The 14,830-nt window shown below is 71.2% G+C and carries 13 protein-coding genes and 1 pseudogene; 10 read left to right on the forward strand and 4 right to left on the reverse strand.

Translation table 11 applies throughout. The annotated features are described in order from the left end of the window. Window positions 1–666 precede the first annotated feature (666 nt). Genes QSK32_RS38775 through QSK32_RS38785 form a run of 3 tightly spaced genes read right to left on the reverse strand, consistent with a single transcriptional unit; the run spans window position 667 to window position 3,546 of the window. Window positions 667–1,047 (reverse strand): RidA family protein, encoded by a 381-nt coding sequence (locus tag QSK32_RS38775; protein ID WP_285474738.1) that lies wholly within the window; start codon window positions 1,045–1,047, stop codon window positions 667–669. 1 nt (window position 1,048) lies between these two features. Next, complete coding sequence (locus tag QSK32_RS38780; protein ID WP_285474739.1) at window positions 1,049–2,284, reverse strand: amidohydrolase family protein; 1,236 nt, start codon at window positions 2,282–2,284, stop codon at window positions 1,049–1,051. Continuing rightward, window positions 2,281–3,546 carry a helix-turn-helix domain-containing protein gene (locus QSK32_RS38785; RefSeq protein ID WP_285474740.1) on the reverse strand — a complete coding sequence of 422 codons (1,266 nt, stop codon included), beginning with the start codon at window positions 3,544–3,546 and terminating at the stop codon, window positions 2,281–2,283. The genes QSK32_RS38780 and QSK32_RS38785 overlap by 4 nt, the downstream gene beginning before the upstream one ends. Window positions 3,547–3,737: 191 nt before the next feature. Between QSK32_RS38785 and QSK32_RS38790 the strand changes: the two genes are divergently transcribed. The 4 genes from QSK32_RS38790 to QSK32_RS38805 are packed head-to-tail and all read left to right on the forward strand — an operon-like array spanning window position 3,738 to window position 8,093. Continuing rightward, window positions 3,738–5,000, forward strand: a complete 1,263-nt coding sequence (locus QSK32_RS38790) for an extracellular solute-binding protein (protein WP_045746702.1) — start codon at window positions 3,738–3,740, stop codon at window positions 4,998–5,000. Further along, window positions 4,997–5,878 (forward strand): carbohydrate ABC transporter permease, encoded by an 882-nt coding sequence (locus QSK32_RS38795; RefSeq protein WP_045746703.1) that lies wholly within the window; start codon window positions 4,997–4,999, stop codon window positions 5,876–5,878. The genes QSK32_RS38790 and QSK32_RS38795 overlap by 4 nt, the downstream gene beginning before the upstream one ends. Further along, window positions 5,875–6,714 carry a carbohydrate ABC transporter permease gene (locus tag QSK32_RS38800; protein WP_285474741.1) on the forward strand — a complete coding sequence of 280 codons (840 nt, stop codon included), beginning with the start codon at window positions 5,875–5,877 and terminating at the stop codon, window positions 6,712–6,714. Before QSK32_RS38795 ends, QSK32_RS38800 begins: the two co-directional genes overlap by 4 nt. 11 nt (window positions 6,715–6,725) lie before the next feature. Further along, the gene (locus QSK32_RS38805) at window positions 6,726–8,093 is read left to right on the forward strand and encodes a beta-N-acetylhexosaminidase (RefSeq protein ID WP_285474742.1); all 1,368 of its coding nucleotides are present in this window, start codon (window positions 6,726–6,728) and stop codon (window positions 8,091–8,093) included. 11 nt (window positions 8,094–8,104) lie between these two features. On the opposite strand, the gene QSK32_RS38810 is transcribed toward QSK32_RS38805, so the two are convergent. After that, entirely contained in the window at window positions 8,105–8,896 is a 792-nt protein-coding gene (locus tag QSK32_RS38810) for an aminoglycoside phosphotransferase family protein (protein ID WP_285474743.1), read from the reverse strand. 52 nt (window positions 8,897–8,948) lie between these two features. Here QSK32_RS38810 and QSK32_RS38815 point away from each other — a divergent pair, with 52 nt between their 5' ends. The 6 genes and pseudogenes from QSK32_RS38815 (at window position 8,949) to aspS (ending at window position 14,704) form a co-directional block, all read left to right on the forward strand. Continuing rightward, on the forward strand, window positions 8,949–10,115 hold the full coding sequence (locus tag QSK32_RS38815) for an alanine racemase (RefSeq protein ID WP_285474744.1): 1,167 nt from the start codon (window positions 8,949–8,951) through the stop codon (window positions 10,113–10,115). 42 nt (window positions 10,116–10,157) lie between these two features. Continuing rightward, window positions 10,158–10,287: pseudogene (locus tag QSK32_RS38820) on the forward strand (ADP-ribosylation/crystallin J1); the annotation flags it as partial. Between the two features lie 5 nt (window positions 10,288–10,292). Next, entirely contained in the window at window positions 10,293–11,081 is a 789-nt protein-coding gene (locus QSK32_RS38825; protein WP_285474745.1) for a 2-phosphosulfolactate phosphatase, read from the forward strand. A 15-nt stretch (window positions 11,082–11,096) separates the two neighbouring features. Next, window positions 11,097–11,396 carry a hypothetical protein gene (locus tag QSK32_RS38830; RefSeq protein WP_285474746.1) on the forward strand — a complete coding sequence of 100 codons (300 nt, stop codon included), beginning with the start codon at window positions 11,097–11,099 and terminating at the stop codon, window positions 11,394–11,396. 686 nt (window positions 11,397–12,082) lie between these two features. Then, entirely contained in the window at window positions 12,083–12,811 is a 729-nt protein-coding gene (locus QSK32_RS38835; protein ID WP_285474747.1) for a hypothetical protein, read from the forward strand. Between the two features lie 90 nt (window positions 12,812–12,901). Beyond that, a complete protein-coding gene (gene aspS, locus QSK32_RS38840) occupies window positions 12,902–14,704 on the forward strand; it encodes an aspartate--tRNA ligase (RefSeq protein ID WP_045743210.1) in 1,803 nt (600 codons plus the stop codon). The last annotated feature ends 126 nt before the right edge of the window (window positions 14,705–14,830 follow it).

Genomic DNA, 14,830 nt, shown 5'->3' on the forward strand with positions numbered 1-14,830 from the left:
CCGCCCCCGCAGCCCGCAGCCCGCAGCCCGCACCCCGCACCCCGCACCCCGCACCCCGCACCCCGCACCCCGCACCCCGCACCCCGCACCCCGGGCACGAGCCGTCCCCTATGGCTGTTCCAGAGGCAGTTTTCAGCCGTCAACGACGGTCGGGGGCCACGGCTGTCGTTGACGGCTGTTTTTGCTTGGTGGGTGAGCCGTGGTCGACGGCCGGATTGGGTGAGCCGTCGGCCACGGCTGTTTCGGAGATCAAACTCAGCCGTCGACAACGGCTCGGGGGCGTCCAGCCGTCGGTGACGGTCGGTTTTGGTGCTGGCGTCGACCGCCAACGACGGCTGGACGCCCCGAGCCGTTACTGACGGCTGAGTTTCGTCGTCTGGGTAGCCGTGGTGGACGGCTGGTCACGCTTCGTCATCGGGGTCCGCGTGGTGACTTCAGCCGCCCATCCCGCCCGAAAACACCACGCCCGCCATGGGTGTGGTGACTTGGGGTGTGCAGCGCGCCCGTAATCACCACGCCCGTGGTGGGCGTGGTGACTTCGGGTGTCCATCACACCCGAACTCGCCACGCGGATGGGCTTCGCACCCTGACAACGAAACGTGGCTGGGCGACGTTGGGCCGTTGTGGGTGCCGGGGAGGACCGTGGCCGGCGGAGCGGCGGGCCGGTCAGGGGCCGGTGTAGAGGACCGCGTCGATCTCGATGTCGAAGCCGACCAGGGCTACCGGGATCGTGGTGCGGACCGGCAGGTCGGTGCCCTTGATGTACTCGGCGTAGATCTTGTTCATCTCCGGGAAGTCGGCGAAGTCGCGCAGGTAGACGCCGATCTTCACGGCGTCGTCCAGGCTGGATCCGGCCGCCTCGGCGACCGCGGCGAGGTTCTTGAAGGCGGCGTGCGCCTGCTCGGCGAAGGTGCCGGTGACGCGGGTGCCGTCGGGCAGGGCCGGGATGGCGCCGGCCAGGTAGATCGTGTCGCCGGCGACGACGGCGTGCGAGTACGGGCCGCCGGCCGGGGCCGCGGTGTCGGTGGTGATGGCGCGTTTCGGCATGTCAAGACTCCTGGTCGTTGCGAAGGGAGTGGTGGAGGGAGTTGCGGGGGAACTGTTCGGCCAGGCCGTCCACGTCGACGAGCGGCGTGGAGAGCAGGGCACGGATGTCGCGGGCCCGGCGGTCCAGGGCGGCACGCTGGGTGTCGGTGAGCGGGATCCACGGCGCGGGCGGGGCGGGCAGCCGCGGAGGCAGGGGACGTCCGTCCACGTAGGTCGCCTCGTTGACCAGGCGGACCGGGGAGACACGGATCTGGCGGTGGGCGTCGGCCAGTGGAGTGGGCTCCGCGCGTACCCGGAAGATCGCGAAGTCGGCGGGGTCGCCCACCGTGAGGGAACCGCCGGGCAGGCCCAGCGCGCGGGCCGGATGGGTGGTCGCGGCGGCGAGCACGTCGGGGAGGGCGACGCCGCAGGCGAGCAGTTTGGCCATTGTGGTGGGCAGGTCGAAGACCGGTCCGTGCAGGCTGCGGGCGTGCAGATCGGTGGAGATCGTGTACGGGTGAAGGCCCGCGTCCAGTTGGCGTTCCAGCACGTCGAAGGCGAAGCCGCCGGAGCCGTGTCCCAGGTCGAGGAGTACGCCGCGGGCGGCCGCCTCGCGGACCGCGCGGCCGAGCGGTGCGGCGATCCCGCTGGCGCAGTGGGTGACGATGTCGCCGGGCCGGAGCAGGTCGAGCACCTCGTCGAGGGACGGCGGCGCGGTGCCGATGTGCACCATGACGGGCACGTCGCAGGCGGCGGCGGCGGCCAGTCCGCGGCGTAGCGGCTCGACCCCGTTGTCGCCGACGGTCTCCCGGTCGATCCGCACCTTGATCCCGTGGAAGAGGTCGCGGTTCGCCTGGATCGTGTCGACGGCCAGGGGCACGTCGCAGTTGGCCAGGTCGCGGCTCTCGCCGGTGCGCCCGGCCAGGCCGACGGCGGAGATGTTCAGCAGGGCGCGCACCCGGACCGTCGCCGCCGCCACCACGCGGCGCAGTCCGGCTGCCGTGTACGCGCCCGCCGAACCGGCGTCCACCCAGGTGGTGACGCCGGAGTACCACGCGACGGGGTCCGGGTCGATCCCCCAGTAGCCCGGGCCGACGTGGGTGTGCAGATCGATCAGTCCGGGAGTGATCAGGCGTCCGGAGACGTCGAGCACCTGGCGGGCGTCGCGGGGCAGGTCGGACCCTACTGCGGCGATGCGCCCGTTGTGCACCGCGATGTCGTGCGGATCACCGCCGGTGAGAAGAAGATCCCAGGTCATCGGCGGTCCTGGGAATCGGCCGTGATCGACAGCCGGTAGAGGCGGGTGGGCCGGCCCTTGCGGTGTTCCTGGGCGCTGCCGGACTCGCTGACCAGTCCGGCGGTGGTGAGTTTGCGGATCAGCCGGCGGCCGCTGGGGTCGGTGATGCCCAGGGCGCGGGCCAGTTCGCTGGGGGAGAGCGGCCGGCCGTCGAGTCCGCGTTCGATCGCGGCCAGGCGGGACAGGGTGGCCGCGCTGAGCCCGGCCCGGGCGGCCAGGTCCTCGATGTCGCCGTGTTCGCGGTAGGTGTAGGTCAGCGGCGCGGCGGTCGCCCCCATCGGGCCGATCGTCATGCCGTCGCCGGTGAACAGGTAGGCGCCCGGGTCGGTGTCCTGTTCGGCGCGGGCGGCGGCCCGTTCGGCGAGGGTGACGCTGAGCCGGGCGGACGCGCCGATGCCGAAGCCGGCCACGGTCCGTACGCCGAGGGTGTCGCGGGCCTCGGCGAGCACGGGCAGGCCGACCCATTGGTGGGTGACCGTCTCGAAGAGCGAGACCGGGGCGAACACCAGCACGCCGCGGGCGCCGTGCTGGTCGATCCAGGCGTCGGCGAACTCGGGGGTGTTGAGCAGCAGCTGGCGCAGGCCGTTCATCTTCTCGGTGCGGAAGAGCCCGGCGGCGAAGCGCTGCCCGTCGGCGCGTTTGGTGTGGACGCGCAGTGCCAGCTCGTTCAGGTCGGCGCGGATCGTGCCGGGGGTGGCGAGGGCGTGCAGCACGGCGGTCTGCCCGTCGAGGGCGGCGGCGACGCCCATCCGGACGCTGATCACGTAGGACGCGCCGGTGCGGGCCAGTTGCTCGCGGTGGAAGGCGGCGACGTCGGCGACCGGCTGGCCCGGTTCGAACGGCAGCGCGGCGATGGCGGTGCGGTCCAGGTCGAGCGCGGTGGCGACCTCGTCGATCGTCTCGCCGGCGAAGGTGTCGATGCTGACCGGGGTGGCCGGCCAGCCGTTGCCGCGGGCGCGGGCCCAGGCCAGGGCCAGGTCGAGGGCGGCGGAACGGGTGACGGTCACCGGCAGGTCGGCGGGGATCAGGTCGCGGGCCCGGGCGTACGGGACGAGCCCGAGGAGCAGCCCGTCGAGGCGGTGGCCGCGGAGCAGTCCGGCGACCCGGTCGCGGATCTCGTCCTCGTGCTCGTAGACCGCCCAGGCGAGGGTGACGCCGGTGAGCGTGCTCGCGGCGTCGGCGAACCGCTGCCGGTGTGCGGCGTGCACGACCAGTCCGATCATCTCGCCCCCGGGGTTCTCAAGTAGTTCGTAATAGTCGTCGTAGCGTGCTGCAACCTGCCGGGCGCGGTCAAGTCACCATCGTGTTTCCACGGTTAAAAGCGGAAACAGAGGGTTGACGACCAGCGATGAGACCCGCAGGCTGTTGCGCACTGAAACGAACTATTAACGAACCTGGTTCGTCTGGAGTGTTGATGAGACTACGCCTCGCGGTGGCCTCCGCCCTCGCCCTCACGATGACTGCCTGCGCCCCCTCCACCTCCACCCCCGCCGCGACCGCCACCGACGGCGGCCCCCGCACCGGCGCCCTCAAGGTGTGGCTCTTCGACGAGCCGAACCGCGCGCCCAAGGAGGCGGTCGTCAAGGAGGCGGTCGCCGAGTTCACCGCCGCGCACCCGGACACGAGCGTCGACGTCCAGTACATCGCGGTGGAGACCCGCAGCGAGCGGTTCAAGGGCGCCTTCAACGACCCGGCCAGCGCCCCGGACGTGGTCGAGTACGGCAACACCGACCTGCCCGAGTACGCCGCCGCCGGTGGCCTGGCCGACCTGGGGACCGTCGTCTCCGGCTGGTCCGAGGGCGCCGACCTCAGCGCCGACGCCAAGGCGAGCGCCACCTACGAGGGCACCCTGCTCGGCGTCCCGTGGTACGTCGGCGTCCGCGCCCTCTACTACCGCACCGACGTGTTCACCTCACTGGGATTGACTGCTCCCACCACACTGGCCGAGCTGACCACCACGGCCCGCACTATTCGATCGAAAAAACCGGACATGTACGGCATCGCAGTCGGCGGCAAGTACACGTACGGCGCGATGCCCTTCGTCTGGGCCAACGGCGGTGAGTTGACCGAGATCGACTCGGCGGCGTCGAAGACCGGTCTGAAGAGCTACACCGACCTGATCGCCGAGGACAACTGCCCGCCGCAGAACTGCGCCGACCTGACCGGCGGCAAGACCGTCGACCTGTTCGCCAGTGGCAAGGCCGGGATGGGCATCCTCGGCAACTTCAACCGGGCCGCCGTCGACGCCGGCGTGGCCAAGGGCAAGTACGCCGTCGTCCCGCTGCCCGGTGTCACCGCCGGCTCGGTGGCCCCCGCGTTCGCCGGTGGGAACAACCTCGGCGTCATGAAGAACGCCCAGCGCCCGGCCCTCGCCGCCGATTTCCTCACCCTGCTGGCCGGCAAGAAGTACCAGGCGAAGATGTACGACGCGATGGGCAACCTGCCGACCCTCAAGTCGGCCAGTGACGAGGTCGCCGCCAAGGACGCCTTCGTCAAGCCGTTCCTCGACACCATCACCGCCGGTACGAAGTTCGTCCCGCTGAACCCGGGCTGGGGCAAGGTCGACGCCTCCGCGGTGCTGCCCACCATGATCGAGAAGGTGGCGACGGGCAAGGCGAGCGTGGACGAGGCCACCGGTGAGGCCGCCAAGCTGATCGACGAGGCCCTCACCAAGTGACTCGCGTCCGCACACGGGCACCACTGTGGCTGCTGCTGCCGGCCGCGGTGGTGCTCGGAGGTCTGTTCCTCTACCCGATGTACCAGCTCGGCCTGCTCTCGGTGCTCGACTTCACCCAGGCGCAGGTCAGCGGTGGGCAGCCGACCCGGTTCGTCGGCGCGGACAACTACACCCGGCTGTTCACCGATCCGCGGTTCTGGGACGTGCTGCTGGCCACGGTGCTGTTCGCCGCGGCGTGCGTGCTCGCCACCCTCGCGGTCGGCGCCGGCCTGGCCGTCCTGCTGACCCGGATCAGCCGGATCCCGCGACTGCTGCTGTCGCTGGCCGCGATGGCCGCCTGGGCGGTGCCCGCGGTCTCCGGGTCGACCACCTGGATGTTCCTCTTCGACACCGACCTGGGTTACGTCAACCAGCTGCTCGGCATCGAGGGCTTCAACTGGATGTACGACAGGTACACCGCGTTCGCCCTGGTCGGGGCGGTGGTGGTGTGGGCGTCGTTCCCGTTCGTCATGGTCACGCTCTACGCCGGCATCGAGGCCATCCCGAAGTCCGTGCTGGAGGCGGCCGCCCTGGACGGCGCGAACGCGTGGCGCGCGTTCTGGCAGATCATGGTGCCGATCCTGCGGCCGGTGCTGGCCATCGTGGTGATCCAGTCGATCATCTGGGACTTCAAGGTCTTCACCCAGATCTACGTGATGACCCGCGGCGGCGGCCTGGCCGGCCAGAACATGACCCTCAACGTGTACGCGTACCAGCAGGCCTTCGCCTCCAGCGAGTACGGCCGGGGTGCTGCCATCGGCGTGGTGATGATGCTGATCCTGCTCGCCGTCACGCTGCTCTATCTGCGGACCCTGCGCCGCTCGGGAGAGACCCTATGAGAGCCGGACGCCGGATGCTCGACGCGGTGGCGGTGCTGATCGCGCTGATCACCGTCTTCCCGATCTACTGGATGGTGCTGTCCGCGGTGAAACCGGCCGGCGAGATCCAGTCGCTGGACCAGAAGCCGTGGACGCTCGCGCCCTCGCTGGATGCGTTCCGCCGTGTCCTGGCGGTCAACGACTTCGGGCGGTACCTGCTCAACAGCCTCCTGGTGGCCCTGGTCGTGGTGCTGATCTCCGGGCTGATCGCGTTCCTGGCCGCGGTCGCGCTGACCCGGTTCCGGTTCCGGTTCCGCACCACCCTGCTGGTGACCTTCCTGATCGCGCAGATGGTGCCGATCGAGGCGCTGACCATCCCGCTGTTCTTCCTGGTCCGCGACGTCGGCACGGTCGTGCCCGGGATCGGCCTGAACACGCTCGGCTCGCTGATGCTGGTGCACACCGCGTTCACGCTGCCGTTCGCGATCTGGATGCTGCGCGGTTTCGTCCAGGCGATCCCCGACGAACTCGACGAGGCCGCGCAACTCGACGGCGCGGGCCGTTTCACCGTGCTGTGGCGGATCCTGTTCCCGCTGGTGGCACCCGGTCTCGCCGCGGTCAGCGTGTTCTCCTTCATCCACGCGTGGAACGACTTCCTGTTCGCCCGGACGTTCATCATCAGCGCGGCCGACAACCAGACCCTGCCGATGGCGTTGCTCGTCTTCTTCAAGCCCGACGAGAACGACTGGGGTGCGATCATGGCCGCGTCCACCCTGATGACGCTGCCTGTCATGATCTTCTTCCTGATCGTGCGCCGCCGCCTGGTGGCCGGCCTGGGAGGAGCGGTAAAAGATTGATACCTAAACCTTTGAATGTACGGGCGCTGCCCGGTACAGCCGCCCCCGGACCGATCGAGACCAGCATCGACACGTCGCTCCCACCCGAGGGGTACGTGCTCTACTGCACCGAGTCCGGCATCTTCATCCGCGGCGGCAGCGAGGCCGGCATCTTCTACGGCCGGCAGACGCTGGACCAGCTCGGACCGGACGTGCCGTGCGGCCGGATCTCCGACCAGCCCCGCTTCGGCTGGCGGGGCGTGCTCCTCGACGTGGCCCGGCACTTCATGCCGGTGGCCGACGTGCTGCGGTTCGTCGACCTGATGGCCTTCCACAAGCTCAACGTGCTGCACCTGCACCTGACCGACGACCAGGGCTGGCGGATCGAGGTGCCGGGATGGCCGCGCCTCACGTCGGTCGGGGCCTGGCGCACCGAGTCGATGCTCGGCTCCCGGCAGCACGGGATCCACGACGGGACCCCGCACGGCGGCTTCTACACCACCGCCGAACTGCGGGAGATCGTCGCGTACGCGGCGGAACGGCACGTGACCGTGGTGCCCGAGGTGGAGATGCCCGGCCACATGCAGGCGGCGATCGCGGCGTACCCGGAACTGGGCAACGGCTTCGACGGCCCGGTCCGCACCAGCTGGGGCATCTCGCCGCACGTTCTCAACCTCTCCCAGGAGACGCTGGACTTCTGCCGCCAGGTCCTGGACCACGTCTGCGACGTCTTTCCGTCCGAGCTGATCGGCATCGGCGGCGACGAGTGCCCCACCGACGAGTGGCCCGGCGGCCGGGAACTGCAGACCGCCTTCACCGCGCGGATGGCCGAACACCTGGCCGGGCGGGGACGCCGGATCTACGGCTGGGACGAGATCCTGGCCGGCGGAGCACCGGAGGGCGCCGTGATCGCCGCCTGGCGCGGTGAGGAGCCCGCCGAGGTCGCCATCGCCGCGGGCCACCAGGTGGTGTGCTGTCCCGACGTCAAGCTCTACCTGGACTACCGGCAGTCCGACGACCCCGGCGAACCCACGCCGGTCGGCACCCTGCTGACGCTCGAGGACGTCTACTCCTACGAGCCGCCGTCGTCGCCACTCGTGCGCGGCGCCCAGGCCAACCTCTGGACCGAGCACATGGAGTCGCTGCGGCGCGTCGAATACATGGCGTTCCCGCGGCTGTGCGCGTTCGCCGAAGTGGTGTGGGGACCGGCCGACCGCGACTTCGCCGAATTCTCCGCACGACTCACCGAACACCTCGGACGCCTCGACAAGCTCGGGGTCAACTACCGGCCCCTCAGCGGACCCCGGCCCGCGGACGGCCGCGACGGGGCGCCCGGCCATCCCCGTACCCTCGAAGATCGTCTCGCTGAACTGCGTGAGATGACCGCCGAGCTGCGATGACCGCCGGGCCCTCAGGGAAGGTGCGGCAGCAGCCGCTCCGCCAGCAGCAGTGGGCGGCCGGTCACCACGCCGCCGTCCTCGAGGGTCCAGATCTCGGAGAGCACCGCCTGCACGAACCCCCAGGCGGCGACCCGCTCGGCCGGCATGCCCAGACCGTCGGCGAGCTGCTCGATCCGGGCCGGCACCAGGTCCAGCACGGTGTCGTCGGCGAGCGACCCGAACGGGTTGTAGAGCATCGCGCCCACCTCGTAACCGGGATCGCCGACCACGCCGTGCGGGTCGATCGCCAGCCAGCCGGACTCCGCGGCCAGCACGTTGTCGTGGTGCAGGTCGCCGTGCAGGACGACGCGTTCGGTCGCCGACGCGCACAACTGCGTCCACAGCCGGCCGGCCCGCTCCACCAGGTGGCGGGGCAGTCGCGGCGGGCACACGGTGAACTTCGCGGCCCGGTCGGCCAGCTCGGGCAGCGCGATGCCGTCCGGGGCCGGGCGGTGCAGCCCGCGCATCACCGTGATCAGCGTGGCCGTGGCGTCCTCGTCCCTCTCCGGCACCAGAACGCGCAACTGAGTGCCCGGGCGGGCCTCCTCCAACAGCAGCGCATCGCGCTCACGGTCGCGGGCCAGCACCCGCACCGCACTCCGGCCGTCGAAGAACTCCAACGCGGCCGCCTCGTTCCCGAGGTGACCGGCACCCGGAACGGCCAGCTTCAGCACCGCGCCGGAACCGTCCGCCCGACGCACCCGGCCCACCCAGTTGATACTCAACGGCAGGTCCCCGGCCGGTTCCAGGTCCCACTCCGTCATGAGCTCATCGATGGTCGTGGAAAGCATCCACTCTTTCTATAGGAGGATCCGCGTGACGATCGACTGGCGCAGCAAGGGTTTCTGGCTCCCGGACGGGACCTGGGACCCGTCGCGGCAACCGGGCATCTTCGACGGCGACTTCACCTGGCCGCTGATGGTGGTCCGCGGGGACGCGGTGCGGGCGAACATCGCGACCATGGCGGCGTACTGCGCCCGGCACGGACTTGACTTCGCGCCGCACGCCAAGACGACGATGGCGCCCGGGCTGCTGGACGCGCAGATGGCGGCGGGCGCGTGGGGCCTGACGGTGGCCACCCCCAACCAGGCACTGGTACTGCACAAACTGGGCATCCCGCGGGTGCTGATCGCCAATCAGATCCTGGACCCGACAGCCCTCGGCTGGCTGGCCACGGCGTCGGCGGCCGGCTGGGAGGTCTACTTCCAGGTCGACTCGCTCGAAGGGGTGGCGGCGGCCGCGGCGACCGGCGGGCCACTACGGATCCTGGTCGAGCTGGGGCATGCGAACGGGCGTACCGGAATCCGGTCACTGCCCGCGCTGTCCGAGGTGGGGCAGGCGGTCGCCGCGGCGCCCGGGCTCACCCTCGCCGGCGTGACCGGCTACGAAGGTCAACTCTCCACGGTGGACGACGTGGACCGGTTCGTCGCGACGATGGTCGACGGGGTGCGGCAGCTGCGGGCCGCCGGACTCCTGCCGGACCGGCCCATCGTGTCGGCGGGCGGCAGCGCGTGGTTCGACCGGGTCGTCGAACGGTTCGCCGCTCTCGACGACTGTCAGCTGATACTTCGCAGCGGCGCATCGATCACCCACGACGACGGGTTCTACCGGGAACACACCCCGTTCAACCGGATCGACGGCGGACTCGCCCCGGCCCTGGAGATCTGGGCGCAGGTGCAGTCCACCCCCGAACCGGGCCTGGCCATCGCCGGCATGGGCAAACGGGACGCACCCATCGACGAAGGGCTCCCCGTGCCGATCGAGATCCGGCGGGGCGACACGACCTTCCCGGCCGGCGGACTGCAGGTGGTGAAACTCAACGACCACCACACCTACCTGGCCGACCCGGACGCTTCGGTGACGCCGGGCGACCTGATCCGGTTCGGGATCTCCCACCCGTGTACGGCGTTCGACAAATGGCGGCACATCCCGGTCGTCGACAACGATCATCGGGTGGTGGACGTGCTCGACACGTACTTCTGAAACGCCTTTGATCGTGGTCGTCCGCTCCGCCAGACTCGTCCGATGACCACGACGATGACGCTCTGGCGGCCGACCGGCCCGGAGGAACTCGACCTGGTCCGGGAGAGCGGATTCCGGGCGCTGGCCGGCCCGGCTCCCGGACCAGCCGATCTTCTACCCGGTGCCGAGGGAGTTCCGATGACGGATGCCTGCTTCCGGCAGACCGAACACCTGACACGATTCGAGTGGGGGCCGACCGGGGCCGCCGCCGTCGCATCCGGCGCCGCCTACGTCGCGGTGATCGACGTGCTCTCGTTCACCACGGCACTGACCGTGGCGGCGGAACACGACATCGCCGTCCTGCCGTACCGCTGGCGCGACGCCACCGCGGCCACCACCGCCGCCGCCCACGACGCGGACCTGGCCGTCGGCCGCAGCCAGGCCGGCCCGGACGACATCAGCCTGTCCCCGCCGACGATCCCCCAGGTCGCGTCCCGCCGCACCGTGCACCGGCTCGTCCTGCCGTCCCCGAACGGCTCGACGGTCTCCGCCCTGCTCGCCGAATCGGGCGCCACGGTCGTCGGCGTCAGCCTGCGCAACGCCACCGCGGCCGCCGCCTGGGTGCGGGCCCAGGCCGCGGGACGCCCGATCGCGGTCGTCGCCGCCGGCGAACGCTGGCCCGACGGCTCCCTGCGCCCGGCCATCGAAGACCTGTGGGGCGCCGGGGCCTTCCTCAACGCCCTGCCCCCGGACGGCCTCTCCCCGGAGGCCGGTGTCGCCGTCGCGGCGTACCGTGCCGTCGCCGACACGCTCGGCACCGCACTCGCCGCATCCGCCTCGGGCCGCGAACTGACCACGAAGGGCTTCACCGCCGACGTGACCATCGCCGCCCAGCTCGACGCCACGACCGCCGTTCCGGTCCTGCACGACGGCTGGTTCCACAATGCCGCGTCGTCCACAGTCTCCTCGGCGGCGGCCTCGGCATAGCGACACCGTGGCGGCATGCCTCAGCCCGATCTGCCCACCGGCCTCCCCGCGGGTCTCCCCACAGGTCTCCCCACCGGCCCGTTCCGGGGCTCGGACGCGGTCACCGCGGGTCTGATCTCCCGGGGCGCGCTGCGCGGCGGGCGGTGGGTCCGGCTCTTCCCCGACGTGTACGCCTGCCGTGCCACCGCTCTGACACATCGCGACTGGTGCACGGCGGCGCTGCTGGTGGCGCCGGCCGGAAGCGCGGTCGGCGCACTGAGCGCCGCGCATCTGTGGGGAGCCGGCACCCGCCCGCCCTCGGACGCCGGTGGGTGAGCCGGGTGGGAGGCGTCACGGTGGTGCGGCTGGTGGGGTGGGCGGTCGCTGAGCTGGGGGATGGCTGGTCATGATCTGGACTGTTTATGGTGCTTGAGAGCTGATCGAGTGTTTTGCCCCCTGTGCTGCGGGAGTCTGCGATGCCCGTTTTTCGTGCAGCCCATGAGCCGACCGACCGTTCGCCGGGTGAGCCGCCCGGGCCGGGACGAATAACCGGAACCACCGGTGATGCGGGTGGCCGGCCTGCCGCGGAACGGGTGCCGATGCGACCGGCGCCGCAACCCCGGGCGGTCGGGGAGCCGGAGATCCTGCCGCCGGACCGGGGCACCCCGATGCGGTCGAGACCATCGCCGAGACCGGCGCCGGCGTCATCGCCGAGACCGGCGTCGGCACCATCACCGAGACCCGCGCCGGGACCCGCGCCGGGGTCGGAAGCAACGCCGCAGCCGGGACGGACGGGGGTGGGTGGGAGTGCGATCTATCCCAGCAACGCGGGGCGGCTCAGTGGGAAACCGGTCACCCCGCTCGGCGGTGGCCGGCCGCCCGGGTACAAGGCCTATTCGCCCGCCCGGGGCGCCGGCGCGGGTACGGGCGGGCGCACCGCAAGAGCGGGGAGGGACGGGAGTGACGGTAGGCGTACCCCGGCGAATGACGGACCGACCGAACCCCTGGCCGGCGGCAGACCGGTGAAGCGCAAGTGGTCCCTCGGGCTGGTCGTCGCGGTCGTGCTCAGTTCACTGGCGTTGATCTTCTCGGTGGCGACGGCGGCTACCGGATATGTGTCCTGGCGGGCCGCCAAGGGCGCGGCGACGGGCACGAGGGCGGAGACGACGTCCGTCTCCGGAGCGGCGGGGACGACGTCCGCGCCCGGAGCTCCGGCGGCGACGTCCGCCCCTGGATCGTCGGCGGCGACGTCCGCGCCTGGAGCACCGGCGACGACGCCATCCGCGCCGCAAGCATCTCTGGCATCCATGTCGGCGGCGGCCAGCCCGACCGCCGGCAAGACGAAGGTCGAAGTGGACCGTCCCGCGTACCCCGCGGAAGCCCTCGCCCTCCGGGTCGGCTGCGACGCCGAACTGCCGGTGGACCTCGACGAACCCCGGGTCAACGTCGAGCGGGCGAAAGCCGACCTCACCTACGCCGACCCGTGCGACCGGCCGGCCCGGCTCGGTGCGGGAACCGGTGCCGTCGCCGTCACGCAGCGCGTCGCCCGGGGCACCGATCCCGCCGGTTGCCGGCGGGCGATCCGGACCCGGCCGCTCGGGCCCGGCGCCGACCTCGAGGTGGTGAAGGGCTCCGCGCTCTGCGTGCTGACCTCCGCCGATCCGCCCACTCTCGCGCTCGTGGAGATCGTCGACGTCGGCGGTACCGGCACCGCCGGCCTGCGTGTCACCTCCTGGCGGGTCGCTGATTAGCAGAGCAGTGACCGGCCCGTGGCGCGCGGCGCGGGGCGTGCCTGACAGAATGTCGGGTGCGCCCCGCGAACTCTGTTAGGAGACGTTTCCGTGATCCGTACCCATGACGCCGGCACTCTGCGCGCGAGCGACGCCGGCACGACGGTGACGCTCGCCGGGTGGGTCGCGCGTCGGCGCGACCACGGCGGTGTCATCTTCGTCGATCTGCGGGACGCCTCCGGCGTGGTGCAGGTCGTCTTCCGCGAGGAGGATGCGCACGCGCTGCGCAACGAGTTCTGCGTGAAGGTCGTCGGCGAGGTCAACGCCCGCCCGGACGGCAACGAGAACCCGGAGCTGGCCACCGGCGCGATCGAGGTCGTCGCGTCCGAGCTGACCGTGCTCTCCGAGGCCGCTCCGCTGCCGCTGCCGATCGACGACACGATCACCGCCGCCGACGATCTGCGCCTCAAGTACCGATACCTGGACCTGCGCCGTTCCGGTCCGGCGAACGCTCTGCGCCTGCGCAGCCGCGCCAACCAGATCGCGCGGGAGGTGCTGCACGCCCGCGACTTCAACGAGATCGAGACGCCGACTCTGACCCGGTCGACGCCGGAGGGCGCCCGCGACTTCCTGGTGCCGGTCCGCCTGCAGCCCGGCACGTGGTATGCGCTTCCCCAGTCCCCGCAGCTGTTCAAGCAGCTGCTGATGGTGGCCGGCATGGAGCGGTATTACCAGATCGCCCGTTGCTACCGAGACGAGGACTTCCGCGCCGACCGGCAGCCGGAGTTCACCCAGCTCGACATCGAGATGTCGTTCGTGACGCAGGACGACATCATCGCGCTCGGCGAGGAGCTCGTCAGCAAGCTGTGGGGCGAGCTGGCCGACTACCAGGTTCAGCTGCCGATTCCGCGGATCACGTGGACCGACGCGATGAACCGGTACGGTTCCGACAAGCCCGACCTGCGGTACGGCGTCGAGCTGGTCGAGCTGACCGACTACCTGCGTGGCACGTCGTTCCGGGTGTTCGCGGGTGCGATCGACGCCGGCGGTTACGTCGGTGCGGTCGTCATGCCGGGTGGCGCCACGCAGACCCGCAAGGAGCTGGACGGCTGGCAGGACTGGGCGAAGGCCCGGGGCGCCCGCGGTCTGGCCTACGTGGTCCTCGACGCGGAGACCGGCGAGGCGAAGGGCCCGGTGGCCAAGAACCTGTCCGCCGAGCACCTGGCCGGCCTGGCCGACGCCGTGGGCGCGAAGCCCGGCGACGCGGTCTTCTTCGCCGCGGCCACCGAGCGGCGGGAGGCGCAGGAACTGCTCGGCGCGGCCCGCATCGAGATCGCCAAGCGGGCCAAGCTGATCGACGAGTCGGCCTGGGCGTTCTGCTGGGTCGTCGACGCGCCGATGTTCGAGAAGACCGACGACGGCGGCTGGACCGCGGTCCACCACCCGTTCACGTCGCCGAACGAGGAGTGGGAGCCGCGTTTCGAGGAGGCGCCGGACAAGGCCCTCGCGTACGCGTACGACATCGTCTGCAACGGCAACGAGATCGGCGGCGGTTCGGTGCGTATCCACCGCGCCGACGTGCAGAGCCGCGTGTTCTCGCTGCTCGGCATCTCGCCGGAGGAGGCCGAGGACAAGTTCGGCTTCCTGCTGGAGGCCTTCAAGTACGGCCCGCCGCCGCACGCCGGCATCGCGATCGGCTGGGACCGGACCTGCATGCTGCTCAGCGGCAACGAGTCGATCCGTGAGGTCATCGCCTTCCCGAAGACCCGGGGCGGTTTCGACCCGCTGACCACCGCGCCGACGCCGATCACCCGGCAGCAGCGTCTGGAGGCCGGCATCGACGCCAAGCCGAAGTCCGCGGCGGGCGCGCCGGGAACGGACGGCCAGGCGGCCCCGGTGCAGCACTCCAACTGATCGAGAACAGCTCGAACAGCCCGAACAGCTCGGCCTCGCTCTGACGGGCGAACGTCGAGCGCCTGACGAGCGAGGGCGGAACGTTCAACGGCGGCCGGGATGCACCCGGCCGCCGTTGCTGTGAGA

The sequence above is a fragment of the Actinoplanes sp. NBRC 101535 genome (assembly GCF_030269225.1).
Classification (GTDB): Bacteria; Actinomycetota; Actinomycetes; order Mycobacteriales; family Micromonosporaceae; genus Actinoplanes; species Actinoplanes rectilineatus.